The sequence below is a fragment of the Streptomyces sp. NPDC051738 genome, assembly GCF_044453205.1.
Classification (GTDB): Bacteria; Actinomycetota; Actinomycetes; order Streptomycetales; family Streptomycetaceae; genus Streptomyces.
Map to the genome: position 1 here is coordinate 170,106 of NZ_JBITCM010000012.1, position 23,204 is coordinate 193,309.

At 70.4% G+C, this 23,204-nt stretch carries 23 protein-coding genes; 10 read left to right on the forward strand and 13 right to left on the reverse strand.

The features are described 5' to 3' along the window. Positions 1 to 137: 137 nt before the first annotated feature. Positions 138 to 599 (forward strand): ATP-binding protein, encoded by a 462-nt coding sequence (locus ACIA8X_RS27430; RefSeq protein ID WP_393453094.1) that lies wholly within the window; start codon positions 138 to 140, stop codon positions 597 to 599. A gap of 385 nt (positions 600 to 984) precedes the next feature. Here ACIA8X_RS27430 and ACIA8X_RS27435 read toward each other — a convergent pair whose 3' ends face one another. Next, positions 985 to 1,911 carry a cyclase family protein gene (locus tag ACIA8X_RS27435; protein ID WP_393452840.1) on the reverse strand — a complete coding sequence of 309 codons (927 nt, stop codon included), beginning with the start codon at positions 1,909 to 1,911 and terminating at the stop codon, positions 985 to 987. A 95-nt stretch (positions 1,912 to 2,006) separates the two neighbouring features. Between ACIA8X_RS27435 and ACIA8X_RS27440 the strand changes: the two genes are divergently transcribed. From ACIA8X_RS27440 to ACIA8X_RS27455, 4 genes are all read left to right on the forward strand, one after another. Then, a complete protein-coding gene (locus tag ACIA8X_RS27440; protein WP_399459319.1) occupies positions 2,007 to 2,918 on the forward strand; it encodes an SDR family NAD(P)-dependent oxidoreductase in 912 nt (303 codons plus the stop codon). A gap of 106 nt (positions 2,919 to 3,024) precedes the next feature. Continuing rightward, positions 3,025 to 4,176: an acyl-CoA dehydrogenase family protein gene (locus ACIA8X_RS27445; protein ID WP_399459320.1), complete on the forward strand. Its 1,152-nt coding sequence runs from the start codon at positions 3,025 to 3,027 to the stop codon at positions 4,174 to 4,176. Beyond that, the gene (locus ACIA8X_RS27450; protein WP_399459321.1) at positions 4,176 to 5,225 is read left to right on the forward strand and encodes an alcohol dehydrogenase catalytic domain-containing protein; all 1,050 of its coding nucleotides are present in this window, start codon (positions 4,176 to 4,178) and stop codon (positions 5,223 to 5,225) included. The genes ACIA8X_RS27445 and ACIA8X_RS27450 overlap by 1 nt, the downstream gene beginning before the upstream one ends. 206 nt (positions 5,226 to 5,431) lie before the next feature. Then, positions 5,432 to 6,775, forward strand: a complete 1,344-nt coding sequence (locus ACIA8X_RS27455) for an MFS transporter (protein ID WP_399459322.1) — start codon at positions 5,432 to 5,434, stop codon at positions 6,773 to 6,775. Here ACIA8X_RS27455 and ACIA8X_RS27460 read toward each other — a convergent pair. Next, positions 6,683 to 7,726 carry a GlxA family transcriptional regulator gene (locus tag ACIA8X_RS27460; protein WP_399459323.1) on the reverse strand — a complete coding sequence of 348 codons (1,044 nt, stop codon included), beginning with the start codon at positions 7,724 to 7,726 and terminating at the stop codon, positions 6,683 to 6,685. The genes ACIA8X_RS27455 and ACIA8X_RS27460 overlap by 93 nt on opposite strands. A 72-nt stretch (positions 7,727 to 7,798) precedes the next feature. On the opposite strand from ACIA8X_RS27460, the gene ACIA8X_RS27465 reads away from it, so the two are divergent. Further along, the gene (locus ACIA8X_RS27465; protein WP_393452857.1) at positions 7,799 to 9,127 is read left to right on the forward strand and encodes an MFS transporter; all 1,329 of its coding nucleotides are present in this window, start codon (positions 7,799 to 7,801) and stop codon (positions 9,125 to 9,127) included. Between the two features lie 80 nt (positions 9,128 to 9,207). Here the strand turns inward: ACIA8X_RS27465 and ACIA8X_RS27470 are convergent, their stop codons facing one another. Beyond that, positions 9,208 to 9,579 carry a VOC family protein gene (locus ACIA8X_RS27470; protein WP_393452860.1) on the reverse strand — a complete coding sequence of 124 codons (372 nt, stop codon included), beginning with the start codon at positions 9,577 to 9,579 and terminating at the stop codon, positions 9,208 to 9,210. 107 nt (positions 9,580 to 9,686) lie between these two features. On the opposite strand from ACIA8X_RS27470, the gene ACIA8X_RS27475 reads away from it, so the two are divergent. Continuing rightward, a complete protein-coding gene (locus ACIA8X_RS27475; protein ID WP_399459324.1) occupies positions 9,687 to 10,457 on the forward strand; it encodes a TetR/AcrR family transcriptional regulator in 771 nt (256 codons plus the stop codon). A 75-nt stretch (positions 10,458 to 10,532) separates the two neighbouring features. On the opposite strand, the gene ACIA8X_RS27480 is transcribed toward ACIA8X_RS27475, so the two are convergent. From ACIA8X_RS27480 to ACIA8X_RS27495, 4 genes are all read right to left on the reverse strand, one after another. Further along, positions 10,533 to 11,177: a hypothetical protein gene (locus ACIA8X_RS27480; protein WP_399459325.1), complete on the reverse strand. Its 645-nt coding sequence runs from the start codon at positions 11,175 to 11,177 to the stop codon at positions 10,533 to 10,535. Positions 11,178 to 11,285: 108 nt separating this feature from the next. Further along, a complete protein-coding gene (locus tag ACIA8X_RS27485) occupies positions 11,286 to 11,615 on the reverse strand; it encodes a hypothetical protein (protein WP_393452869.1) in 330 nt (109 codons plus the stop codon). 170 nt (positions 11,616 to 11,785) lie between these two features. Continuing rightward, complete coding sequence (locus ACIA8X_RS27490; protein WP_393452872.1) at positions 11,786 to 12,298, reverse strand: GNAT family N-acetyltransferase; 513 nt, start codon at positions 12,296 to 12,298, stop codon at positions 11,786 to 11,788. Positions 12,299 to 12,323: 25 nt separating this feature from the next. Beyond that, entirely contained in the window at positions 12,324 to 13,097 is a 774-nt protein-coding gene (locus ACIA8X_RS27495) for a GntR family transcriptional regulator (RefSeq protein WP_393452875.1), read from the reverse strand. Positions 13,098 to 13,303: 206 nt separating this feature from the next. On the opposite strand from ACIA8X_RS27495, the gene ACIA8X_RS27500 reads away from it, so the two are divergent. After that, a complete protein-coding gene (locus ACIA8X_RS27500) occupies positions 13,304 to 13,627 on the forward strand; it encodes a hypothetical protein (RefSeq protein WP_393452878.1) in 324 nt (107 codons plus the stop codon). 537 nt (positions 13,628 to 14,164) lie between these two features. Further along, a complete protein-coding gene (locus ACIA8X_RS27505) occupies positions 14,165 to 14,455 on the forward strand; it encodes a hypothetical protein (RefSeq protein WP_393452881.1) in 291 nt (96 codons plus the stop codon). Between the two features lie 16 nt (positions 14,456 to 14,471). Here ACIA8X_RS27505 and ACIA8X_RS27510 read toward each other — a convergent pair whose 3' ends face one another. Then, the gene (locus tag ACIA8X_RS27510) at positions 14,472 to 15,092 is read right to left on the reverse strand and encodes a flavin reductase family protein (RefSeq protein ID WP_399459396.1); all 621 of its coding nucleotides are present in this window, start codon (positions 15,090 to 15,092) and stop codon (positions 14,472 to 14,474) included. Positions 15,093 to 15,173: 81 nt separating this feature from the next. Between ACIA8X_RS27510 and ACIA8X_RS27515 the strand changes: the two genes are divergently transcribed. After that, positions 15,174 to 16,136, forward strand: a complete 963-nt coding sequence (locus tag ACIA8X_RS27515; RefSeq protein WP_399459327.1) for a hypothetical protein — start codon at positions 15,174 to 15,176, stop codon at positions 16,134 to 16,136. A gap of 39 nt (positions 16,137 to 16,175) precedes the next feature. Here ACIA8X_RS27515 and ACIA8X_RS27520 read toward each other — a convergent pair whose 3' ends face one another. The 5 genes from ACIA8X_RS27520 to fabG form a co-directional block, all read right to left on the reverse strand. Further along, positions 16,176 to 17,057 carry an enoyl-CoA hydratase/isomerase family protein gene (locus ACIA8X_RS27520; RefSeq protein WP_399459328.1) on the reverse strand — a complete coding sequence of 294 codons (882 nt, stop codon included), beginning with the start codon at positions 17,055 to 17,057 and terminating at the stop codon, positions 16,176 to 16,178. Positions 17,058 to 17,082: 25 nt separating this feature from the next. Beyond that, a complete protein-coding gene (locus ACIA8X_RS27525) occupies positions 17,083 to 19,308 on the reverse strand; it encodes an acetate--CoA ligase family protein (RefSeq protein WP_399459329.1) in 2,226 nt (741 codons plus the stop codon). Positions 19,309 to 19,450: 142 nt separating this feature from the next. Further along, entirely contained in the window at positions 19,451 to 20,959 is a 1,509-nt protein-coding gene (locus tag ACIA8X_RS27530) for a flavin monoamine oxidase family protein (protein WP_393452893.1), read from the reverse strand. A 146-nt stretch (positions 20,960 to 21,105) separates the two neighbouring features. After that, positions 21,106 to 22,317 carry a flavin-containing monooxygenase gene (locus ACIA8X_RS27535; protein ID WP_399459330.1) on the reverse strand — a complete coding sequence of 404 codons (1,212 nt, stop codon included), beginning with the start codon at positions 22,315 to 22,317 and terminating at the stop codon, positions 21,106 to 21,108. Between the two features lie 137 nt (positions 22,318 to 22,454). Then, a complete protein-coding gene (fabG, locus tag ACIA8X_RS27540; protein ID WP_399459331.1) occupies positions 22,455 to 23,183 on the reverse strand; it encodes a 3-oxoacyl-ACP reductase FabG in 729 nt (242 codons plus the stop codon). Positions 23,184 to 23,204 lie beyond the last annotated feature (21 nt).

Below are 23,204 nucleotides of genomic sequence, written 5' to 3' on the forward strand. Positions count from 1 at the left end.
TAAGGGATTCACGTTCCGTGACCCTGGCTTTGGCCATTGTTCTGGCCATGAAAAAAATGGCTAGGATCGTGGCCCTCGTGAGGCGCGGGGCTATGTGTCCGCCGGTTCGGATGGTGTGAGCGGTGCAGGTGCTTCAAGTGCAGCTGGAGATCCGGCCCGACCCCGCTGAGGTGGGGCGAGCCCGGCGGTGGGCCCGCTCGCGGCTCGCCGGGTCCGGGATAGGGGCCGACGAACCGCTCGCCGAGACGCTGATCCTGCTCGTGTCCGAACTCGTCACCAACGCCGTGGTGCACACCGGTTGTCCGGCCGTGCTGCGGCTGTCCCTGCCGGGCGCGGCCCAGGAGTCCGCCACCGTACGCCTTGAGGTGGCCGACCGCAGTGGCCGTGCGCCGGTGCCCCGGTGTGTCGACGGTGACGCGACAGGCGGCCGGGGTCTCGCGCTGGTCGACGGTCTCGCGGATCGGTGGGGCTGGAGTTCCGAGGGTGCCGGCAAGCGGATCTGGTGCGAACTGGACCGCGCCGCGGAGTCGGAGGGGTCCGCCTCCGCCTATGGGAGCGGGGCGTCGGCGTACGAGGGGCTCGCGTACGAAGCGGTGTGACGGCCGTGTGGCGGGCGCACTTGGCGACAATTCCGTCGGATTCGATGCACGGTTGCAGAAAGCGCTGTCCCTCCTGCTCGGGCCGATATCGGTGCGCCCGGGCATGCTTCTGTGCGCGCCTGCCACAAATAGGGCTTAAGTAACAAATCCCCGAGTGGGTGTTGACGCCGCGTGTCCGGTTGATCACGCTTGTGTTCAGCGATTCGCCGTGAGGGGACGACGAGGGTTTCGGTGACGGAGGCCCTTGCCGAGTGTGGGTCGTGATTCGGCGTCGGTTCTCTCGGGGCTGGGGGAGTCGGAGAACCGGTGGGGGAGGGTGCGCCGAGTCGGATGGCGGCGCGGTGCCGTGCTCGGGGCGGTCGGGCCGCGCCGCCGGCCGACCTCGTCAGAGCATGGCCACGGGTGCGACGGGAGTCCCTGTGCCGCCGACGAAGGGTTCGGGCATCGCCGACAGCAGGAACGCATAGCGGCCCTCTTGTCCACAGGCTGTGGACAACTCTTCGAGATTCCAGTTCTGTCCCTGGAGCATCCCCATCTCCACCAGGTCGAGCGCGTGCACGGGCAGCCACAGATCCTCCGTCTCGGGCGGAAAGATCTCAAACGTGAGCGTGTCGTTCGCCACCGCCGCCACATCGCGCGCGTGGAACCACTCCGGCGTACGGATCGACAGGCCCGGCGAGGGATAGCCGTACGCGTGCTTGTCGCCGGCGAGATAGACCTGGATCTGCCCCGTCCGCACCAGCACGATGTCGCCGGCACGCACGCGCGTGCCCGCGAGTTCCTCGGCCGCCTCCAGGTCCTCCGGGGTGACCGCGTGCCCGCCGTCGAGCCGTGTGACGCCACGCGCGCGTGCCACGTCCAGCAGAACGCCCCGCGAGACGATGTGCCGCGCCTTGTCGATGCCGCTGAACTCGGCCCCGCCGTGCGGGGTGATGGTGGCGGCGGGGCGGCCGTTGTAGATCCGGCCCGAGTGCGAGACGTGGGTGAGCGCGTCCCAGTGAGTGGCCGCCTGCAGGCCCATGGTCACGGTGTCGTCGCTGCAGGCGACGGTCCCCGGGCCGAAGATCTCCTGGTTGATCTGCACCATGGCGTGCAGGGGATTGACGCGCCCGGGGATCATCCCGGTCTGGACGCCGTCCTGTTGCAGGGGCAGGGCGAGCGGGATGCGGCGGCCGGTGCGGACGCAGGTGGCGGCCTCACGGACGACGTCGTCGGTGATCAGGTTCAGGGTGCCGATCTCGTCGTCGGACCCCCAACGGCCCCAGTTGTTCACGCGCTTGGCGATCTCATGGAACGAGTCCGGCAGTGACATGAGTCCTCCCCGGGGCTTGTCTCCGTGTATCTGACGGGTCGTAGAATCAACTTGAATCTAACGGACCGTCAGAAACTGCGGGAAGGGGCCGGGGCATGGGGAACTTCTTGGCAGGCAAGGTCATCGCCGTGACGGGTGCGGGGCGGGGCATCGGGCGGGCGGTGGCCTTGGCGGCCGCAGCGCAGGGTGCCCGGGTCGTCGTCAACGACTACGGCGTGTCCATGGATGGCGCGTCGCCCACCAGCGAGGTGGCCCAGGCCGTCGTCAAGGAGATCGAGGCGGCGGGCGGAGAGGCGGTCGCGGTCGCGGACGACATCTCCACGATGGCGGGCGGGCAGCGGGTCGTGGACACGGCCTTGTCGGCGTACGGGCGGATCGACGGGGTCGTGTGCGTCGCCGGGATCCTGCGGGAGCGGATGCTGTTCAACATGACCGAGGAGGAGTGGGACCCCGTTGTCGCCACTCATCTGAAAGGGACCTTCACGGTTTTCCGGGCCGCCTCCGCGGTGATGCGGAAACAGCGGTCGGGGACCTTGATCGGGTTCACCAGTGGGAATCATCAAGGGTCGGTTTCGCAGGCGAATTACAGCGCGGCGAAGGGTGGGGTCATTTCCCTGGTGCGGAGCGCTGCGCTGGGCTTGAACAAGTATGGGGTTACCGCCAACGCGGTGGCGCCGGTGGCTCGTACGCGGATGTCCGCCAATGTTCCTGTGGAGTTGGCGGAGATCGGTGAGCCGGAGGATGTGGCTTCCCTGGTCGTGTATTTGCTGTCGGAGGCGGCTCGGGAGCAGGGGGTTACGGGGCAGGTGTACACCGTCGCCGGGGCGAAGATCGCGGTTTGGGCGCAGCCTCGGGAGTTGCGGGCCGCGTATGCCTCCGGCGGGTGGACGGCGGAGTTGATCGCGGAGGTATTGCCAGGCTCGGTGGGGGTGGATCCGATGCCGATGCTTGCTCGGGTGGAGGCGATGGAGAAGGCGGCTCGGGATGGTTCTCGGCCGAACGCCTAGTGACTCGGGGGGATGTGTTGTGGGGCGGCTGCGGGTTTGTTGTGGCTGGTCGCGCAGTTCCCCGCGCCCCTGAGGTTGGAGACCTGACCGTCGCTTAGGAGGTTCCGTGGACTTCGGATTCACCGCCGACGATGAGGCGTTTCGGGGCGAGGCTCGTGCTTGGCTCGGCGCCAATGTCTCGGACACAGCAGACCGCCGCGCTTGGGAACGCACCCTTGGGAAAGCCGGGTGGATTGGGATCGGGTGGGGTGAGGGGGGGTATGGGAATCGGGTTGCCACGCTCACCCAGCAGGTTGTCTGGGCCGAGGAGTATGCGCGGTCCGGAGCGCCGCCGCGGTCCGGGCATATTGGGGAGAAGTTGTTGGCCCCTACCCTCCTTGCGCACGGGACCGAAGAGCAGAAGGCGCGGTTCCTGCCTCCGGTCGCCGTGGGGGAGGAGCTCTGGTGTCAGGGGTACAGCGAGCCCGGGGCGGGGTCCGATCTCGCGGGGGTGCGTACGAAGGCCGAGCGGGCCTCGGACGGGGCGTATCGCGTCAGTGGGCAGAAGATCTGGACCTCGCTGGCCCATGAGGCCGACTGGTGCTTCGTGCTGGCCCGGACGGATCCGGAGTCGGTTCGCCACCATGGACTGACCTTCCTTCTCGTGCCCATGGACCAGCCGGGGCGGATCGAGGTCCGGCCCATCCGGCAGATGACCGGGACCAGCGACTTCAACGAGGTCTTCTTCGACGGTGCGCACGCGCGCGTGGAGCACGTCGTCGGGGGAGAGGGGGCGGGGTGGAAGGTCGCGATGAGTCTGCTCGGGTTCGAGCGGGGGGTGTCCACGCTCGCCCAACTGATCGGGTTCGCACAGGAGTTGGGGATGGTCGTGGAGGCGGCCGTCACGTCCGGTGCCGTGGGTGATCCCGTCGTACGGGAGCGGCTGGTGCGGCAGTGGGCCGAGTTGCGGGTGATGCGCTGGAATGCCCTGCGCACACTGGGGCGGGCCGGGGACGCCGGGGCGCCCAGCGTGGCCAAGCTGCTGTGGGGTGGCTGGCATCAGCGGCTCGGCGAGTTGGCGATGCAGGTGCGGGGGGCCGCGGCGGGGGTCGGGCCGGTGGAGTGGTCGGCCTCGGCGCCGTACGAACTCGACGAGGCGCAGCACCTTTTCCTGTTCTCCCGGGCCGACACCATCTACGGCGGATCCGACCAGGTTCAGCGCACGATCATCGCCGAGCGGGTGCTCGGGCTGCCCAGGGAAACCAAGGGAGTTGTGTGATGCGCGGCGTGGTGTTCGACGGGAAGCGGGTCCAGGTCGCGTACGACCTTGAGGTGCGGGATCCGGGGCCCGGTGAGGTGCTGGTCGCGATCTCGGCGGCCGGGTTGTGCCACAGCGATCTGTCTGTGGTGGACGGGACCATACCCTTTCCCGTTCCTGTGGTGCTCGGGCATGAGGGGGCGGGGGTGGTCGAGGCTGTGGGTGTGGGGGTCACCCATGTTGTCCCGGGGGATCATGTGGCTCTGTCCACGCTGGCCAACTGCGGTACGTGTGCCGAGTGCGACCGGGGGCGGCCGACCATGTGCCGGCAGGCGATCGGGCGGCCCGGGCAGCCGTTCCTCCAAGAGGGGCGGCCCGTCTTCCAGTTCGCGTCCAACTCCGCGTTCGCCGAGCGGACCGTGGTGAAGGCCGTGCAGGTGGTCCGGATCCCGAAGGACATTCCCATGCCCTCGGCCGCGCTCATCGGGTGCGGGGTGCTGACCGGGGTGGGCGCCGTGCTCAACCGGGCGAAGGTGGACCGCGGGGACACTGTGCTCGTCATCGGTACGGGGGGCATCGGGCTCAACGTGCTGCAAGGGGCGCGGATCGCGGGTGCGTTGCGGATCGTCGCCGTCGATGCCAATCCGGCGAAGGAGGCCGTGGCGCGGCGGTTCGGGGCCACCGACTTCCTGACGTCGGTGGACGGGGTGCGCGAGCTGCTGCCGACGGGGGCGGACCATGCCTTCGAGTGCGTGGGGCGCGTCGAGTTGATCCGGGCGGCCGTCGATCTGCTCGACCGGCACGGGCAGGCGATCCTGCTGGGCGTTCCGCCCGCCGGTGCCGAGGCCTCCTTCGTCGTGTCCTCCATGTATCTGGACAAGTCGATCCTGGGGTGCCGGTACGGGTCGTCGAGTCCGCAGCGGGACATCGCGCTGTACGCCGAGATGTACCGGCAAGGGCGGCTGCTGCTGGACGAGTTGGTGACCGAGACGTATCCGGTCGAGGAGTTCGAGAGAGCGGTGGCGGACGCGGAGGCGGGGAAGGTGGCTCGGGGAGTGCTGACCTTCTGAGGCGGGTGGCGGTGCCGGGGTTCTGAGGTGGCCCGCGGTGCTGGGGTTCTGAGGTGGCCCGCGGTGCTGGGGTTCTGAGGTGGCCCGCGGTGCTGGGGTTCTGAAGTGGCCCGCGGTCTGGGGATTCTGAGGTGGCCCGGCGGGGTTTTCCACAGGCCCGGAAATGGGCTGCCGGGTTGTCGGTGGCGGCGCTTACCGTCGTCTTCATGAGCTATCGAGACGTCGCCTCCAAGCAGGTCCTGATCTGGGCCTGCACCGCCGTCGCCTCTCGTTTCCCGGTCGCCATGACGCCGTTGGCCCTGGTGTTCCTGGTGCGGGAGCGGCCCGGCGGCTACACGCTGGGTGCGACGCTCGCGGCTGCCTATGTGCTCGGTGAGATCGTCGCCGCCCCGGTCCTCGGGATGCGGCTGGACCCGGCGCGCGGCCGGCGTCATCTGGTCGTCGGGCTCGCGGGCGGGGTGGTGGGGTTCGCGGGGCTCGGGGTGCTGGCCGGGGCGCACCCCGTGGTGCTGGGGGCGTTCGCGTTCCTGGCCGGTGCGGCGCCGGCCGCGACCGCCGGTGGGCAGCGGGCGCTGCTGACCTCGCTGGTCCCGGAGCGTGCCGTGCCGCAGGCGCTGTCGGCCGAGTCGATGCTGATGTCCGGGGTGTGGGCCGTGTCCCCGGTCGCGGTCGCCGGACTCGCCCTCGGGGTGGCGCCACGGGTGCCGCTGCTGCTCGCGGGCGCCCTGATGGCGTCGTCGATCGTGGGGCAGATGGCGCTGCCGGCCGGCTGGTCGAACGGGGAGCAGGAAGGGGAGGAAGGCCGGGCGAGGACTCGCGTGTTGATACGCGCGTGGCCGGTGTACGTCACGGGAGCGGCCAGCATCACGTTGCTGGGCCTGTCCGAACTCACCCTGCCCGCCCTGCTCGAACAGCGCGGCATCGGCGTGGGCTGGTCCGGGCCGATGCTGGCGGGCATGGCCCTGGGGGCGGGGCTCGGGGCGTTCCTGTACGGGCTGAGGTCGTGGCCGGGGCGGCTTCGCGCGCGCAGTGTGGTGCTGATGTGCGGGATGTCGGTCTTCGTGTCCCTCGCCGCGCTGATACCGGGTGCGGTCGGGATCGCGATCGCCCTCGTCCTGGCGGGCCTGCTCCAGTCGGGCGCGCTGATCACCCGCAACCTGTCCCTGCGCGAGGCGCTGCCGCCAAGCGCCCTGGCCGCCGGGTACTCCGTGCTGTACGCGGCCGCGGGCGCGGGCTACGCGGCGACGGGTTCCCTCGCGGGCGGTCTGCTCCAGGTGGTGGCGCCGTCCACGGCCATCCTGGCCGGAGTGCAGCTGACGCTGGTGCTGACGGCGCTCGGGTGGTGGGGAGAGGCGCGCCGGGATGCTTCAAGTGCGGATGCTTCAAGTGCCGTTGCTTCAGGTGCGGACGTCTCAAGCACCGACGCTTCAAGGGCGGACGTCTCAAGCGCTGACGTCTCAAGTGCCGCCGTGGACCCGGGCGTCGTCGGGGCTTCCGGCGCGGAAGGTGCGCCGATAGCTGGTGGGTGTGACCCCGAGCGCCGCCTGTAGGTGCTGTCGCATCGACTGGGCCGTGCCGAATCCGGCGTCCCGGGCGACCTGGTCGACGGACAGGTCGGTGGACTCCAGCAGGTGCCGGGCGCGTTCCACCCGCTGCTGGGTGAGCCACTGGCCGGGGCTGACGCCGACCTCCTCACGGAAGCGGCGCGTGAAGGTCCGTACGGACATGGACTCCTGGTCCGCCATGTCGCGCAGCTGGATGGGCTCGTGGAGCCGGCCCAGGGCCCAGGCGCGGGCCGTGGTCGTGGACGACTGCTGCGGGTCGGGGACCGGGCGGTGGATGTACTGGGCCTGGCCGCCGTCCCGGTGGGGCGGTACGACGGTGCGGCGGGCCACCTCGTTGGCGATCGCCGTGCCGTGGTCGCGGCGGACGATGTGCAGGCACAGGTCGATGCCGGCCGCGACGCCGGCCGAGGTGAGGACGTCGCCGTCGTCGATGAACAGGACGTCCGGGTCGACCTCGATCTTGGGGAAAAGCTTCTGGAGGCGCTCGGCGTCGGTCCAGTGCGTGGTGGCGGGGCGGCCGTCCAGATAGCCGGCGGCGGCGAGGACGTACACGCCCGTGCAGATGGACGTGAGCCGGGTGCCGGGGCGGAGGTGGGCGAGGGCGGCGGCCAGTTCGTCGGTGAGGACGCCCTGCTCGTAGACCGGGCCGAGTTCGTACGACGCCGGTACGACGAGGGTGTCCGCGGTGGCCAGCGCTTCCGGGCCGTGCTCGACCTGGATGGCGAAGTCGGCGTCGGTCTGCACCGGGCCCGGGGGCCGGATCGAGCAGGTGACGATCTCGTACAGATGGCGACCCAGGGCGTCCTTGGGGCGGCCGAAGATGCGGTGCGGGATGCCCAGCTCGAAGGGGAGCAGGCCGTCGAGGGCGAGCACCACGACGCGGTGCGGGCGGAAGGGTTCCTGCTGGGCGCGGGCCGCGCTGGTGGCCGTATCCATGGCCCGATCCTAACGAATGCTGTCCCTTCGGCCACTCGTTCCGAACCGATCGCAGGACCGAAGCTCTATGGCGTGACCCAGTCAACCGAGGCAGCAGCCACCGCAGAGGACGTCCGGCCGATCAAGAAGTCCCGCCCGCGGCGGAGCCGCAGAGTGTCACTGCATCGTGCGTGGTTCGTCGCCGCGGTCGCCTTCGTCACGATCATCGGCGCCGCCGCCTTCCGTTCCCTGCCGGGGCTGCTCATCGACCCGCTGCACCAGGAGTTCGGCTGGTCACGCGGCACGATCAGCGCGGCGGTCTCGATCAACCTCGCGTTGTACGGGCTCACCGCCCCGTTCGCCGCCGCCCTGATGGACCGCTTCGGCATCCGGCGGGTGGTCGCGGTCGCGCTCACCGTGATCGCGCTCGGCTCGGGCCTGACGTACTGGATGACGGCGGCCTGGCAGCTGCTGCTGTGCTGGGGCCTGCTGGTGGGGCTCGGCAGCGGCTCGATGGCGCTGGCCTTCGCCGCGACGGTCACCAACCGCTGGTTCACCGAGCGGCGTGGCCTGGTCACCGGCATCCTCACCGCCGCCTCGGCCTCCGGCCAGCTGATCTTCCTGCCGGTGCTGTCCTGGCTGGTCGACGAGCACGACTGGCGCCCGGCCGCGGTGACGGTGGCCCTGGCCGCCCTCGCGGTCGTCCCCTTCGTCTGGCTGCTGCTGCGCGACCACCCGGCCGACGTGGGCCTGAAGCCGTACGGCGCGAAGGAGTTCGTGCCCAAGCCGCCCCCCGTGCCGGGCGCCGCGCGCCGGGCGATCAAGGTGCTCGTCTCGGCGGCCCGCACCGGCCCCTTCTGGCTGCTGGCCGGCTCCTTCGCGATCTGCGGCGCCTCCACCAACGGCCTCATCCAGACCCACTTCGTGCCCGCCGCCCACGACGAGCACATGCCCATCCAGGCCGCCGCCTCGCTGCTCGCGGTCATCGGCGTGTTCGACGTCGTCGGCACGATCGCCTCCGGCTGGCTCACCGACCGCATCGAACCGCGCCGACTGCTCGCGGTGTACTACGCGTTGCGTGGGATCTCGTTGTTGTTCCTGCCGATGCTGCTGGCCCCGAGCGTCCACCCGCCGATGCTCCTCTTCATCGTCTTCTACGGCCTCGACTGGGTCGCCACCGTCCCGCCCACCGTCGCCCTGTGCCGGGAGCTGTACGGCGAGGACAGCGCGATCGTCTTCGGCTGGGTCCTCGCCTCCCACCAGGTCGGCGCCGCGCTGGTGGCCTTCCTCGGCGGGGTCGCGCGGGACGTCTTCGGGACGTACGACATGGTGTGGTACTCGTCGGGGGCACTGTGCGCGGCGGCGACGCTGATGGTGCTGGTGATCCGGCGGCGGACGGTGGACGGCGTGACTGTGGCCTGAACTCCGGGGGCGGGGGCCGGGGCCTGAGCTGCCTGGTGGCTGGACCTGGGGTCTGAGCCTGGGTCTGGGGTCTGGAGCGGTCAGGCCCAGGCGACGAGCTGGAGGATCACGCCGTTCGGGTCGGTGACCTGGAAGAGGCGCTCACCCCAGGGCTCTTCGCGCAGCGGCATGGTGATGGAGACGCCCTCGCTCTGCAGCCGCTCGTATTCGGCGTCCAGGTCGGCCACGGTGAACGCGGTGATCACACCTGCGGCGTGCTGGTCCCTGATGCCTTCGGGCAGGACCTCGATGCCGCGCTGCAAGAAGATCACGTTGACGGTGTCGTCGCGGACCAGGGAGGCGAAGCCTTCGGCGGCCATAGCCTCCTGGAAGCCGAAGTGCCTGGTCAGGAATGCGGCGGAGGCGGGGACGTCGTCGACGGTCAGGGAGACGGCGGTGGAAGTGATCTTCAAGGCTCCTCCTGAGGTGCGAAATTCTATCTCTATACGTTGTACACTATACGCAGTACGGAGTGGAAGGTGGGGGGGTCCGCAAGGTTCGCAAGGAAAAGATGGAGCGCATGGCCAAGGAACGAAGCGGTGTGGACGACCCTGCTCGCACACTGGAACTGCTGTGGCGCGAGCCCGGAAAAGGTGGCCCTAGGCGGGGCCCCAAGCAGGGCCTGACGGTCGACGCCGTCGTCCAAGCCGCCATCGAGCTGGCCGACTCCGGTGGGCTGGACGCCCTGACCATGCGCAGCGTCGCCCAGCGGCTCGGCGTCACGCCGATGACGATCTACACGTACGTCCCGGGCAAGGCGGAGCTGCTCGCCCTCATGCTGGACGCCTCCTATCTGCAGATGCCGCGTACCGATCACACGGCCGCCCCGTGGGGTACGAGGGTGGAGGCCGTCGCACGCGAGAACCGCGACCTGTACCGGCGCCACCCCTGGGTGGCGACCCTGCCCACCGCACGCCCGCCGCTCGGCCCCGGGCTCATGGCCAAGTACGAACACGAACTGGCCGCGTTCGACGGCCTCGGGCTGGACGATGTCGAGATGGACGCGGCCCTCACTTTCCTGCTCGGCTTCGTCCAGTCCGTCGCTCGCGCCGACCTCGACAACCAGGCCGCCGCCCGCGACAGCGCCATGTCCGACGAGCAGTGGTGGGCCGCCAACGCGCCTCTGCTGGCCAGGGTCTTCGATCCTGCCCGGTATCCCCTCGCAGCGCGGGTCGGAAGTGCCGCGGGTGCGGCTCACCAGGGCGTGTACAGCCCCGAGTACGCCTTCGACTTCGGGCTGAAGCGGATCCTGGACGGCCTCACCCACCTCATCGCGAGCCGGTCCCGGTAGCGACGTCAGCGACGTCAGCGACCTCTGCGGCGTCAGCGACCTCACGGGCCGGTTGACCCGTAGGGCCCGGCGGGCCTACGCCCGGTTCAGGCCCGCGCGTTCCAGTGCCCTGGTCATGGCGGGCCGGTCCAGTTCCCGCCAGTCGGGCTCGGTGACGAGGGGCATCAGGACCTCCGGGGTGAGCCGGTAGCCCTCGGCGTGGCCCAGCAGTGTCTCGGCGTCGTGGGCCGGCATGGCGCCGTGGTCCTCGTCGCCGATCGTCCACAGCACCTTCTTCCTGTCGACGAAGCGGCTCATACCGCAGTCGAGCCCGTCGTCGTCCAGGGTCGCCGGGTACGGAGCCCGGGCCCAGGTGCCGTTCTCGTACCAGTAGACACAGCCCAGTTGACATCCCTTCAGCAGGTCCTGCAGCTCCTCATGGGGGAGCCAGGCGGGGGCGTCGGCGAGCATGTCGACCGCCGGCTCGTGCCACTTGACGCCGCTGGACTCGTCCTCGCCGAAGAGCACGTAGCGCCCCTCGCCCCGCTGTGCGAATCCCCACCACGTGCAGCCGCAATCGTCCAGGTGGAGCCCTTCGTCGTCCACCCAGTTTCCCGTGCGGTGATGGCCGGCCTGCTCGTCGGCCGTGGTGGCCTCCAGCGCGGCGACGAGCGCCCAGCGCGCCCACAGAACCTCAGCCGAGGGGAGGTCCCCGGGCAGCCCCGGCCTGCTGATGGTCATGCGTGCTCTCCGGACTCGACAGCGATCACGATCAGCGCAAGGCTCTCATGGGATGAACGGCCATGGAGCGAGGCCTGGTTGCCGGACCGAGCGGGGCGACGCGATCGATCAACGGCGGTGTGACGGGGTGGTGCGGCTCAGTGCGCGATACCGGGTGAACGCCTCTCGGGCATCCGGAACGAACGCTTGCCGACGCACGAACTTCACCAGTTCCGGCTCCGTCAGCCAGTCGTACCAAGCGATCTCCGCACGGTCGGGCCTGATCGGTTCCGTGACGACGACCTCGTGCAGGCCGAGCCAGTACGGACTGATCGCTCCCGCGCACATGAACTTGAACACGAACCGAGGGCGTCCCTGGACGCCGAGTTCCTCTGCCAACTCCCGTGAAGCGGCGTCTCCATACGACTCGGCGACGCCCACAGCGCGCGATGCAACCATCTCCGGCGAATCGCGTCGCCTCTGTCCACAACAGCCAGTACTTCGTCATGCTCGTCGACACGCTCGATCAACTCACCCATGGATGACACGGTGGCAGAGGGCACCGACATCCAGCCGGGCAGACGGTCGCGGTGGCATGGGCGTCGAGGAATCGGTGGCCAGGGCCTCCGTCAGACCTCGGGTGCCACGAAGCAGAGGGCTTCGATGAGTTGCCCATTGCCGTAGCGGTGTGTGGTCCGGCCGGTCCTGAGCCAGCCGAGACGCTCGTAAAGACGTATGGCGGCGGTGTCCTTGGCCATGACGTCCAGGACCAGACGGCGATTGCGACTCAGTCCGTAGCCCATGGCTGTCCGTACGAGCTGTTCGCCGATGGCGTGTTTACGTACGTCCCTGACGACGAAGAGGCGGGCCAACACCTCGATGCGGTGTTTGTCGTCCCCGCTCTGTTCGGTCCACAGGGATACCGCTCCCTCGCCGCGTGGCTGCATCACCGCCACGTGGCCGACGATCCGCTGTCCTGTCTCCGCGACCCAGGAGGCCAACACGTCGTCCGACCGAAGCCATGCCTCCGGGTGGGCGACACCCTCGACCGGGTATCCGTCGGTGGCGTGCACGGCGGTCAGCGCCGCTGCCGCGCCGAGGAGATCCCTGTCCTCGAAAGGGCGGATGACGATGCTCTCCATGCTGGGCTCCTTACGCGGTCGGCGTTCAATCGACGGGCAGTTCGTAGAGCAGGCCGGTCCGGTCCGCGCGGTGTACGTACCGGGACACTTCAAACGGCTCGCCGTCCTGGTCCAGGCTGGTGTGCAGGACTTCGAGGACGGGGACTCCGGAGGGCAGGTCGAGAACCGCGGCTTCGGTCGGTGTCGGCATACGCGCGGTGATCTCGTCCTTTACGCGGGTCATGACGTGGCCGAGTTCCTCGAGCCGGCCGTAGATGCCGTCCTTGCCAGTCTTGGGCTGCGTCAGCGGTGTTCCCTGGGCTTCGTGCCACCGGAGGTAGGTCGACACGATCTGCACGGGCTCGTCGTCGGCGAAGTAATGGTTCTCTCGGCGCAGCACGCTGTCCTCGTCGGCCGGAACGGAGAGGCGCTCGGCGATGTCCTGAGGCGGGCGCTCCCGGGTGATGCTGAGGACGTCGATGCGGGCCACCTTGCCCTGGCGTCTGGCTTCGAGCCGGAAAGGAGTCAGGCCGGTCTCACGGTTGCCGCGTGAGTAGCGGTCACTGCCGAAGCGGAACAGTCTCTGCGGCTCCCGTACGAAAACGCCGCTCCCGTGACGGGGCGTCACCAGACCTTCTTCCGCGAGGAGCCGGATCGCCTCACGGGCGGTGTTGCGTGCCGCACCGTATTGCTGGGCGAGGGTGCGCTCGGACGGCAGCTTGTCGCCCGGGGTGAGATGCCCGGCTTTGATGGCGGCTCGCAGTTCCTCCGCGATGCGCCTGCTCGGCGGTTGGTTCGCAGAGGGTTCGGACGGTGTCATGTCTTCAGCATAACAACTGGCTTAAGCCACTTGCTTGACGCGGGTGACTGTCCGTGGCCAAACTGGCTTGAGCCAGTAACCGGCCGCTTCGGCTGGACCATGCCGGGGCGGTGCCCTACCGCCAAGCAGACGCACCGCCCCGGTTCCCCTCGGAAGGGAGCCTTCATGATGCACGTGACACCAGTGGCTGCGGGAGAGGTGGGTGTGTGAGCTACAACCGGAATGCTCTCAGCGCGCCACCTTCGGGCCTGCGGCTGCTGCCCTGGGAGACCGACACCGGCAAGCCGTGCTATTTGTCCGCGGACGGCGCAGGCGGCCCGCTGTCCCGGCTCGCGGACGAGATCGAGGCGGACCAACTCCGCGACGGCGCCGACGTCCTGGTGGGTGCGAGAGCCGTCCTGGACGACCGCAAGGCCGGCGAGTACGCGTTACGGCGTGCCTTGCTTGCGGCCACGCAAGTGCTCGGCGATGTGCTGCGCGTTGCCTACAGCCGGGGTGAGCGGTTGCCCCAGCGGGGTGTTTGCCCATGACGGCGACCGATGTGCCTGCGTTGTCCACCGAGTGCACACTGGCACGCAAGCCTGGTTACGAGGACGTGCACGCCCAGTGTCGCCAGCTCAGGGACGTACCGCTGCCGCACGCCACGGGAGTCCTGCTCGTGGACCGCTGTCGCTGCTTGTGTCATCGGCAGTTGACGTGCAGGGACACCGCGTGAGGGCGATTGCCTGCCTGCCTGCCTGCTTGTGTATGTGGCGATCGTGACTGCTCCGGCCCTTGCCTTGGTGCTGGCGGGGTCGCCTCACTGATACGCACCCCCCCACGGCGGCTGCTCCGGGCAGGGCTGCGCTCAAGCCTGTCCTCCCGTCGCGGTCCGTAGGCCGCGGCGGGAGGAGGCGGGAGGCTCGTTGCGGTCCCGAAGCGTCGCGTCGGGGCTCCGAACGAAACCAGGCCACTTGCCGCTCTCGCCGCCGGCCCAGCGCCAGTCCCGATCCGCGTCGATCCAGTGCCGCTGACATGGGTCGGTAGGCTCTCGCGACGGACCTTGAGCAGATTGCGAGCAGCCAGTGATGCGAGACCTCTACAACGTCCGGTTGCGGCCTGCGGACGGCGACACCACGCCGCTCACCGACGAGGAAGAGCAGCGTGTCCGGGCCGTGTTGTTTAGGGAACTCGGCAACGAGATCGCCGACCGGGGCTGGGCATGTTTCCCGGCGTACACGCCGGAGGAGCGTCGCCGGCTGGTTGCTGTCGCGCACCGCCTCACTGCCCACTGGGGGCAACGGGTGTTCGTCGAAGCCGAGGACCACACCCGCGTCAGACTCAGCCTCGCAGGACACGAAGCGCTGAGCCACCCTTAGAAGCGCTGAGCCACCCTTAAAGGAACCGCCCTTTGTGGAACAGCAAGGGCGCCTCGTCGCCCTCGCTCGCGCCCAGGGCGTTCACCCGGCCCACCACGATCAGATGGTCGCCCCCCGTGTGTACCGCGTGGATCGTGCAGTCGATCCAGGCGAGCGTGCCCGCGAGGCGCGGGGAGCCGGACACGGGGGCCGCGTCGTACGGCACCCCGGCGAACTTGTCCGCGCCGCTGACCGCGAAGGCACGGCACAGCTCGCCCTGGCCGGCGCTCAGGACGTTCACGCAGAAGACGCCCGCGCGCGCGATGCGCGGCCACGTCGTCGACGTACGGCCGACCATGAAGGCGACCAAGGGCGGGTCGAGGGAGAGGGCGGAGAAGGACTGGCAGGCGAAGCCGGCGGGGGCGGGGGGCGGCGCTTGCGGGTCGTCGGGGGTGCCCGGTGCGAGTGCGGGTGCCGTGACAACGGCCACGCCCGTCGCGAAGTTCCCCAGCACGCGCCGGAACTCGGCCGGTCCGACGGGTGCCCGCTCGTCCTCGCCGACGCACCGCAGATCGGGGCGCGGCAGCGCCTCTACGGGGCGGGCGGGCCCGGACCTGAGGTAGCGGACGGCGGCGGCCGCCATCCCTGCGTGTCCCATCACGCCACCCATTGAAGCTGACGGTATGTCAGATTGGAAGGGGTGTGCGGGGTGTCCGGCACGCGCGCGTACGCTGCGCGCATGGGGTGGGACAACACGGGGCAGGAAAGCGCGGGCGACGACCCGCCGGGCGACAGACCCGGCGGTGACTTTGAGCCGTTCGTCGATCTGAACGCCGCCGCCGCGGTGTGCGCGGCCCAGTTGCCGGCGATCGGTCTGATCTGGTGGATCGGGACCGAGCTGGGTGACGACTACGGCGGCAGCCCCTACGGCCTCTTCCTCCTTCTCGCCCTGGCCTGCCTGCTCGTCGTGGCGCCGCTGGTGCTGCCGTTCGTCGGCCTGGCGCACGCGTTCGCACAGATCGTTCCGGCGGACCACCTCGCGCGCCTCGCCTCCCGTCATGTGCGTGGGCCCGTGTGGGCCTGGCACCTGGTGTCCATCCCGGTGCTTGGTGCGGCCTGGGCGGCACTCGCCGCCGTGCTGTGGGACTGGCCGTTCGTCATCACGGCACTGCTCCTCACGGCCCTCGGTGTGCTGCCCGCGCTGGGCCTCGCGTACCTCCGCAGGCGCACGAGGATCACCGGGCGGCCGCGGGGGTTCTGGGGAGTATGGCTGCCCTCGCTCTTCGCCTCCGTCACCCTGTTCCTGCTGGTTTTCGTCGGTGGCGTGCTGGGCACGGTCACCGGGCTCGTCAAGGACTACGAGCCCCCGCGCCTCACCGCCGACGAGCTCACCGGTGTCTGGCGAGGCGAGGACGGGGCGGCCCTGCGACTGCGCCCGGGTGGACGGGCCGAACTCGCCGAGCTGCCCACCGAGTCCGAGTCCGGCGACTGGCTGGCCGAGCCGCCCTTCGCCGTGTGCGAGGGCGCCGGCACCTGGTTCCTCAGCCGGGAGGGACGACGTGATGGTGTCGTCGTACGACTCGACGGCGGTTGCGGGCGACAGACGCGCTGGACGATCGGCGGCACGGAGCTCGACCCCGAGCTGTTCGTCCTGTTCGGTGATCCGGACGCCGGTGACCTGCGGATTCTGAAGCGGGGCTGAGCCCTGCGCTCACCGTCCGCGTACTCACCGTCCCGGCGCTCACCGCCCCTTGTACTCCGCGCTCCTGCGCTCCACGAAACTCGCCACCCCCTCCCGCGCGTCCTCCGTCGCCATGTTGATCTCCTGCGCGGCCGCCTCCGCCGCGAAGGCCGTGGCTCGGTCGGTGTCGAGGGAGGCGTTGACGAGCTGCTTGGTGAGGGCGAGGGCGCGGGTCGGGCCGGTGGCGAGGCGTTCGGCCCACTCGCGGGCCGTCTTGTCCAGGTCCCCGTCCGGGAGGACGCGGTTGACCAGGCCGAGCCGCTCGGCGTCCGCGGCGGTGAGCGCGTCGCCGAAGAACATCAGTTCCTTCGCCCGCTGGGGGCCGATGAGGCGGGGGAGGAGGTAGGCGCCGCCGGCGTCGGGGACGAGGCCACGGCGGACGAACACCTCGATGAACTTCGCCGATTCGGCGGCCAGTACGAGGTCGCAGGCGAACGCCAGATGCGCGCCGAGGCCGGCCGCCGTGCCGTTCACCGCGGCGATCACCGGCTTCTCGCAGTCGAGGACGGCGGCGATGAGGCGCTGGGCGCCGAGGCGGATGGTGCGGGCGACGTCGCCGGGGATGCGTTCCGGGCCGGTTGCCGAGCCGTGCGGACCCGTACCCGCCGCCCCTCGCAGATCCGCGCCCGCGCAGAAACCACGGCCCGTGCCCGTGAGCACGACGGCCCGCACGCCGGGATCGGCGGAGGCGTCGGCGAGCAGTTGGATGATGCGTTCCCGCTGGTCAGGGGTGATGGCGTTGAGGGAATCGGGGCGGTTGAGGGTGATGCGGCAGACCTGATTGTCAGTGGCGTGCAGTACCAATGAATCCACGGAATCGACTGAATCCACGGAATCCACGGAATCGGCAGAGTTTCCGCGTACACGAGGGGAATCGGGCATGTTCATCTCATTGTCGGTCGGCATCTCAGCGGCACACCACCAACGCGTCCAGCGCCACCGCGCCCTGCCCCCTGGGCAGCACCATCAGCGGGTTGATGTCGAGCTCGGCGAGGTCGTCCTCCAGTTCCAGGGCCATGCGCTGCACGCGCAGGATGACCTCGACGAGCGCGTCGAGGTCCGCGGGGGGGCGCCCCCGGACCCCGTCGAGGAGGGCCCGCCCGCGCAGTTCGGCGAGCATGTTCCGCGCCTGGTCCTCGCCGAAGGGCGGCACGCGTACGGCGGCGTCGCCCAGCACCTCCACCAGCACCCCGCCGAGCCCGACCGTCACGGTCGGTCCGAACAGCTCGTCGTGCGTGGCGCCGACGACCATCTCCACGCCCCGCTCGACCATCTGGCAGACCAGGATGCCGTCAAGCGAGACGTCCTCGTAGCGGGCGATGTCGGTCAACTCGCGGTAGGCGTCCCGGACTTGACTGGCGGACGTCAGACCGATCTTGACCAGGCCCATTTCGGTCTTGTGGGCGATCCGCGCACCGGACGCCTTCATGACCACGGGGTACCCGACCTGTCCCGCCGCCCGGACGGCCGCCGCGGCGCTGGTCACCAACTGCTCGCGCGGGACGCGGATTCCGTACGCCCGCAGCAGCTGCTTCGCCGCGTGCTCGCTCAGTTGCTGGCCCGGGCGCATCAGTGGCTGGGCCTTGCGGAAGGACGGGGACGGGGTGCGGGGGGCCCGGTCGAAGGGGGAGCGGTAGCCGGTGACGAAGCGGTGGTGGTCGAGGTAGGCGCGGACGGCGGTGATGCAGTTCGCCACCGTGCGGAAGGTGGCCACGCGCGAGGAGCCGAGCAGGACTTCCCGGTACGCCGGCTCGGTGCCGACCGGCGACCCCCAGACGACGCAGACCAGCTTGTCGGTCTGCTCGGCGGCGTCCACCAGGTCCTGGACGAGCCTGTCGCTGAGGGGTGGGAAGGGGCCGGTGATCGGGCAGATCAGCACGCCCACCGCGGGGTCGTCGAGAATGGCGTCGATGATCTTCCGGCCGCGGTGGTCGCCGACCGGATGCCCGCCGTTGTCGACGGGGTTGGCCACGCTCAGGTACTCGGGTATCCACTGATGCAGCTCGGCCTGCTTGGCCTCGGACAGCACCGGCAGGGCGAGCCCCGCCTCGGTGGCGAGGTCGGCGAAGTGCGCGCCCGTGCCGCCCGAGATCGAATAGACGACGACGCCGTCGGCGCGGGGCGGTCGCGCGCGGGCCAACAGGGACGCGGTGTCCTGGAGTTCGTCCAGGCCGTCGACCCGGATCACCCCGTACTGCCGCATCGCCGCGTCCACCACCGTGTCCGCGCCGGTCAGCTTGCCGGTGTGTGAGGCGGCCGTGCGGGCGCCGGTCTCGGTGCGGCCGACCTTCACGGCGACGACCGGCACCCCGTGGCGGGCGGCCCGGTCGGCGGCGAGCAGGAAGGAACGGCCGTCCTTGAGGCCCTCCACGTAGCAGGCGATGGCGCCGACCTCGGGCCGCTCGGCGAAGTAGGAGATGAAGTCGGCGCTCTCCAGGTCGGCCTCGTTGCCGGTGGGCGCCCAGTGGGAGAGCCGGATGCCGAGGTCCTGGAGGGCGAAGACGGGGCGGCCCTGGTGGCCGGACTGGGTGATCAGGGCGATCGCGGGACCGTCCAGGTCGTCGCGGAACCGCTCGAAGGCGTTGAGGTTGGTGTTGGGGCCCAGCAGCCGCAGCCCGGACCGCTCGACGGCGGCGGTGAGCAGGTCCTGGGCGGCGGCGCCCTCCTCGCCGGTCTCGGCGAACCCGGAGGCGAAGACGACCGCGAACTTCACCTTGGTCTCGGCCAGTTCCTCGATCACCGGAAGGGGGTCGGCGACCAGCAGTACGGCGAGATCGACCTGCTCGGGCAGGTCGGCGACGGAGGGAGTGCAGGGGATGCCGAAGACGGACGGGCGGCTCGGATGCACCGGGTGGAGCCGGGCACCGACCCGCTCGGACCAGGCGATCAGCTGGCGGGTGACCCCGGTGTTCGGCCGGCCCTCGGCGTCCGAGGCGCCGATCACGGCGACCGACTCCGGCCGGAAGAAGCGGTCCAGATCGGGTACGCCGGAGTGCAACGGACGGCCGCTGACGTCGAGATCGTCGACCTCGGCCGGCCGGCCGTGGACGGCGGGCCCGGGCTGCTCGCCGCATGCGATGACCCGGGCCCGGCGGGAGTCGGTGGTGAGGGTGCCGTGGGTTGATCCAAGCATCGGTCCGCCCGCTCCTGTGTGACAGCGATTAACTGACGCAGTGTCAGATTAAAGGAACTGACGCTCAGTCAGGAACGGCTGTGCACGCAAAGTTGGGCGCGGGCCACCGAGAGGCCGACCGCTGAGTGCCCGAGGCGGCCGCTCACAGCACCGCCAGCACCTCCTTGGCCACCCGCTCGCCCGACCGAACCGCCCCGTCCATAAAGCCCATCCAGTAGGTGGAGGTCTCCGTCCCGGCCCAGTGGATGCCGCCGACGGGCTCGCGCAGGGCGGGGCCGTACTGGGTCAGGACGCCGGGTGCGGCGATGGAGACGGGGCCGCCGCGGGTGTAGGCCTCGTTGTTCCAGCGTTGCAGGACGAAGGAGGTGGGGGAGGCCGCTTTCTCGCCGAAGTACGTCGCGTAGTCCTTCAGCACGGCAGCGCGGACCTCCGCCTCGCTCGCCGCGTCCAGCTTGCGGGCCTCGTCGGCCTCGATGAAGCCCATCAGGGCGCCGTAGGAGGCGTCGGGCGGGGAGTTGTCGAAGGTGGAGCTGATCACGCCGGTGTCGCTGACGACCTGGCCGTTGAGTCCGTCGGCCCGCCAGAAGGGGGTGTCGTAGATCGCGATCGCCTTGCCGACCGAGGCCATCGGCAGGCGCTGGGTGAGCTGGTCGCGGGCGGCGGGGAGGAGGGGGTCGTACGAGATGCGGGCGGCGATCGGAGGGGGTGCGGCGACGACGACCTTCCTGGCGGTGACGGTGATGCCGTCGGCCGTCACGGCGTACTTGACGCCGGACTTGGTGATCGTGCGCACCGGGGCGCTGAGCACCACCCGGTCGCCGAGCGTGGCGGCGAGTTTGATCGGCACCAGTTGGGAGCCGCCGACGAAGCGCAGTTCCTGGGCGCCGTTCGCGGTCTCGGTGAGGCGTTCCAAGGTGCCGGGGTTCGCGGAGTTGCCGGCGGCGGCGATGTAGAAGAGGACGAACAGGAAGGAGAGTTCACGGGGTTCGGCCGAGAAGATCGAGGTGCAGGCCACGTCGAAGAGGAACTTGGCCGACGGGATGACGGCGTTGGCGCGCAGCCAGGTCTCGAAGGTCTGCCGGTCCCATTCGTCGGCCTTGGCGGCGGTCCAGGGGGCGTCGACCGGGATCTGCTTGGCCAGGTCGTCGAGCGTGGCCTGGACGATCGCGGCGTTGGCGAGACCGGCCGCGTCGATGGGCGGGACGGAGCCGAGGATGCCGTCGGTGGCGTAGGGGGTCTTCTTGCCGTCCTTGTAGAGGAGGTTGTCGCCGGTGTTGTAGGTGGCGAAGGTCTGCACGCCGAGGGAGTCGGCGAGGGCCTTGATGCGGTCCTGGGTGGGGCCGATGAACTCGCCGCCGCCCTCGGTGACACCGCCGCCTGCGAGGTTCAGGCCCATGACCCGGCCGCCGACCCGGTCGCGGGCCTCCAGGACGACGACCGACTTGCCGGCGGCGACCAGGTCTCGGGCCGCGGTCAGGCCGGCGAGGCCGGCGCCGACGATCGCGACGTCGGCGTCCCGCGTGGTCGCGGCCGAGGCCGTGCCGGCGCTGGTGGCCGTGAGGGTCGCGGCGCCGGCAGCGGCGGCCGCGCCGCCGAGGAGGGAGCGGCGGGAGATCCGGGGAGTTCGGGGGAGCTGTCTTTCGCTTGCCACGTGCGTCCTCCGTCGGGGCGAGAGGGGGCGGAGCAGAAAAGTTGAACAGTGCTCACATTCTGGCCCCGTGCGGCGGCGCGGTACAGCTCCCCCGTCACAACTGACCCGTAAGTAACAAGGGATATACGTAAGAGAGTTGAGGGTGTCTACGTCACCGGAAGCCGGGAAACCAGGCGGCTGCGGTCTCCGGCGATCGCCTTCGCGATCTTCCGCGCGTCGATCGCCATCTCGCGGAGGTTGCCGCTGATGGGGTTGGTGAAGCCGGTGAAGTAGAGGCCGGGTGCGTCGGCCGGGGTGCGGGCGCCCTGGACGAGCGGTCTGCCGCGGGCGTCGAGGGCGCCGAGGTGGCCGACGAGGTCTTCGAGGGCGCGGACGTATCCGGTGGCGGCGATGACGGCGTCCGGCGAGACGCGGGTGCCGTCGGTGAGGGCGACCTTGCCGCCCTCGAACCCGTCGACGGCGGCCACGATCTCGATCTGCCCCTTGCGCACGGCGTCGATGAGGCCGACGTCGAGGACGGGGATGGACCCTGCCTTGACGCGGCTGTAGAGGCCGGTGTCGGGGCGGGGCAGCCCGTGGTCCGACAGGTCCGGCACGCTGAGTTTCGCGACGGGGCGGGCGAGGCGGTCGACGAGGCCGACCGGCAGCCGCCGTACCAGGATGCTCGTGAACTGCGCGGCCCACCCGGCGGTGGAGCGCCGCACGATGTGCGGAACCGTCCGCACCGCCAGCCGCACCCGGGAGGCCCCGCCCTCCGCCAGGTCCACGGCGATCTCGGCACCGGTGTTGCCGACGCCGACGACCAGGACGTCGCGGCCGGCGTAGGGCGCGGGGGTGCGGTACTCGCCGGCGTGCAGGAACTCGCCGGTGTAGGTGTCGCGGCCGGGCCAGTCGGGGACGTGCGGGGTGTGGTTGTGGCCGGTGGCCACGACGACCGCGGCGCCGGTCAGTTCACGCCCGCCGGTGGCGTGCAGCAGCCAGCCGGAGCCGTCGGGCGTGGGCTCGATCCGGGAGACCTCGACGCCGGTGACGATCTCCAGGTCGTGGTACTCGGCGTACTTCTCCAGGTAGCGGACGACATCGTCGCGGGACACCCAGCGGCCGAAGCGGCGCGGCATCGACAGTCCCGGCAGGCCGGACAGCCGTCGGGTGGTGTGCAGATGGAGGCGGTCGTAGTGGCGCCGCCAGGAGGCGCCGACCCGGTCCGACTTCTCCAGCACGACGGCCCGTATGCCCTGGGCGCGCAGGGCGTACGCGACGGAGAGTCCGCCGGGGCCGCCGCCTATGACGTAGACGGGGCGGTCCGTGGCGGGGTGTTCCGTGACGGGGTGGTCCGGGTGCTTGGGGGTGTCGGCCATGGTCGGGAGCGTAATCACGCAGCCGGTTGATGGGTCTCGGTCAAGACCGGAATTGGTTGCGGATCGATCACGGCTGTAGGAGGAGTGGGTGGGGACTGTGGCGTAGGTCTCCTGCTTGTGGGGCTGGAGTGAAGGGATCAGTGGCCCAGTCCGGCCCCTCCGTCGACCGGGATCACGGCGCCGCGCACGTATCCCGCACCGGCCAGGAACGCCACCGCGTCGGCGACCTCGTCGGGGTGGGCCAGGCGGCCGGCCGGGGTGCGGGCGAGCAGGTGCCGGCGCTGTTCCTCGGTGAGCGCGCGGCTCATGTCCGACTCGGTCAGGCCGGGGGCCACCACGTTGCAGGTGATGTCGCGGGGGCCGAGTTCGTGGGTCAGCGAGCGGGCGAATCCGACCAGCCCCGCCTTCGCCGCCGCGTAGTTGGTCTGCCCGGCGGCGCCGTGCAGGGCCGCTGTGGAGGAGATCAGCACGATACGGCCGTGACCCTGCGCGAGCATCCCGCGGATCGCGCGCCGGGCCACCCGGAAGGCGCCCGTGAGGTTGGTGTCGATGACGGAGGTGAAGTCCTCGTCGCTCATCCGCAGGAGCAGTCGGTCGTGGGTGACACCCGCGTTCGCGACCAGGACGGTGACCGGGCCGTGAGCCGCCTCGGCCTCCTTGAAGGCCTGGTCCACCTGCCCGGCGTCCGTCACGTCGCACCGTACGGCGAGGAGGTTCGCGTCGGCGGGTGGCCTCTCCCCGCGGTAGGTCACCGCGACCCGGTCTCCCGCCACCGCGAAGCGGCGGGCCATGGCCAGCCCGATGCCGCGGTTCCCGCCGGTCACGAAGACCGAGCGGGCTGTCGTCTGTTCCCTCGTGCCTGCCACTTCAGCCCCTGTGCCTGCCAC

Bases quoted from the DNA above. Each gene is read 5' to 3' on its own strand.
- ACIA8X_RS27435 (WP_393452840.1), bottom strand. From the start codon at position 1,911: ATGTCACTGCCGGACTCGTTCCATGAGATCGCCAAGCGCGTGAACAAC.
- ACIA8X_RS27440 (WP_399459319.1), top strand. From the start codon at position 2,007: ATGGGGAACTTCTTGGCAGGCAAGGTCATCGCCGTGACGGGTGCGGGG.
- ACIA8X_RS27450 (WP_399459321.1), top strand. From the start codon at position 4,176: ATGCGCGGCGTGGTGTTCGACGGGAAGCGGGTCCAGGTCGCGTACGAC.
- ACIA8X_RS27455 (WP_399459322.1), top strand. From the start codon at position 5,432: ATGAGCTATCGAGACGTCGCCTCCAAGCAGGTCCTGATCTGGGCCTGC.
- ACIA8X_RS27460 (WP_399459323.1), bottom strand. From the start codon at position 7,726: ATGGATACGGCCACCAGCGCGGCCCGCGCCCAGCAGGAACCCTTCCGC.
- ACIA8X_RS27475 (WP_399459324.1), top strand. From the start codon at position 9,687: ATGGCCAAGGAACGAAGCGGTGTGGACGACCCTGCTCGCACACTGGAA.
- ACIA8X_RS27480 (WP_399459325.1), bottom strand. From the start codon at position 11,177: ATGACCATCAGCAGGCCGGGGCTGCCCGGGGACCTCCCCTCGGCTGAG.
- ACIA8X_RS27485 (WP_393452869.1), bottom strand. From the start codon at position 11,615: ATGGTTGCATCGCGCGCTGTGGGCGTCGCCGAGTCGTATGGAGACGCC.
- ACIA8X_RS27490 (WP_393452872.1), bottom strand. From the start codon at position 12,298: ATGGAGAGCATCGTCATCCGCCCTTTCGAGGACAGGGATCTCCTCGGC.
- ACIA8X_RS27495 (WP_393452875.1), bottom strand. From the start codon at position 13,097: ATGACACCGTCCGAACCCTCTGCGAACCAACCGCCGAGCAGGCGCATC.
- ACIA8X_RS27505 (WP_393452881.1), top strand. From the start codon at position 14,165: ATGCGAGACCTCTACAACGTCCGGTTGCGGCCTGCGGACGGCGACACC.
- ACIA8X_RS27510 (WP_399459396.1), bottom strand. From the start codon at position 15,092: ATGGGACACGCAGGGATGGCGGCCGCCGCCGTCCGCTACCTCAGGTCC.
- ACIA8X_RS27515 (WP_399459327.1), top strand. From the start codon at position 15,174: ATGGGGTGGGACAACACGGGGCAGGAAAGCGCGGGCGACGACCCGCCG.
- ACIA8X_RS27520 (WP_399459328.1), bottom strand. From the start codon at position 17,057: ATGCCCGATTCCCCTCGTGTACGCGGAAACTCTGCCGATTCCGTGGAT.
- ACIA8X_RS27525 (WP_399459329.1), bottom strand. From the start codon at position 19,308: ATGCTTGGATCAACCCACGGCACCCTCACCACCGACTCCCGCCGGGCC.
- ACIA8X_RS27535 (WP_399459330.1), bottom strand. From the start codon at position 22,317: ATGGCCGACACCCCCAAGCACCCGGACCACCCCGTCACGGAACACCCC.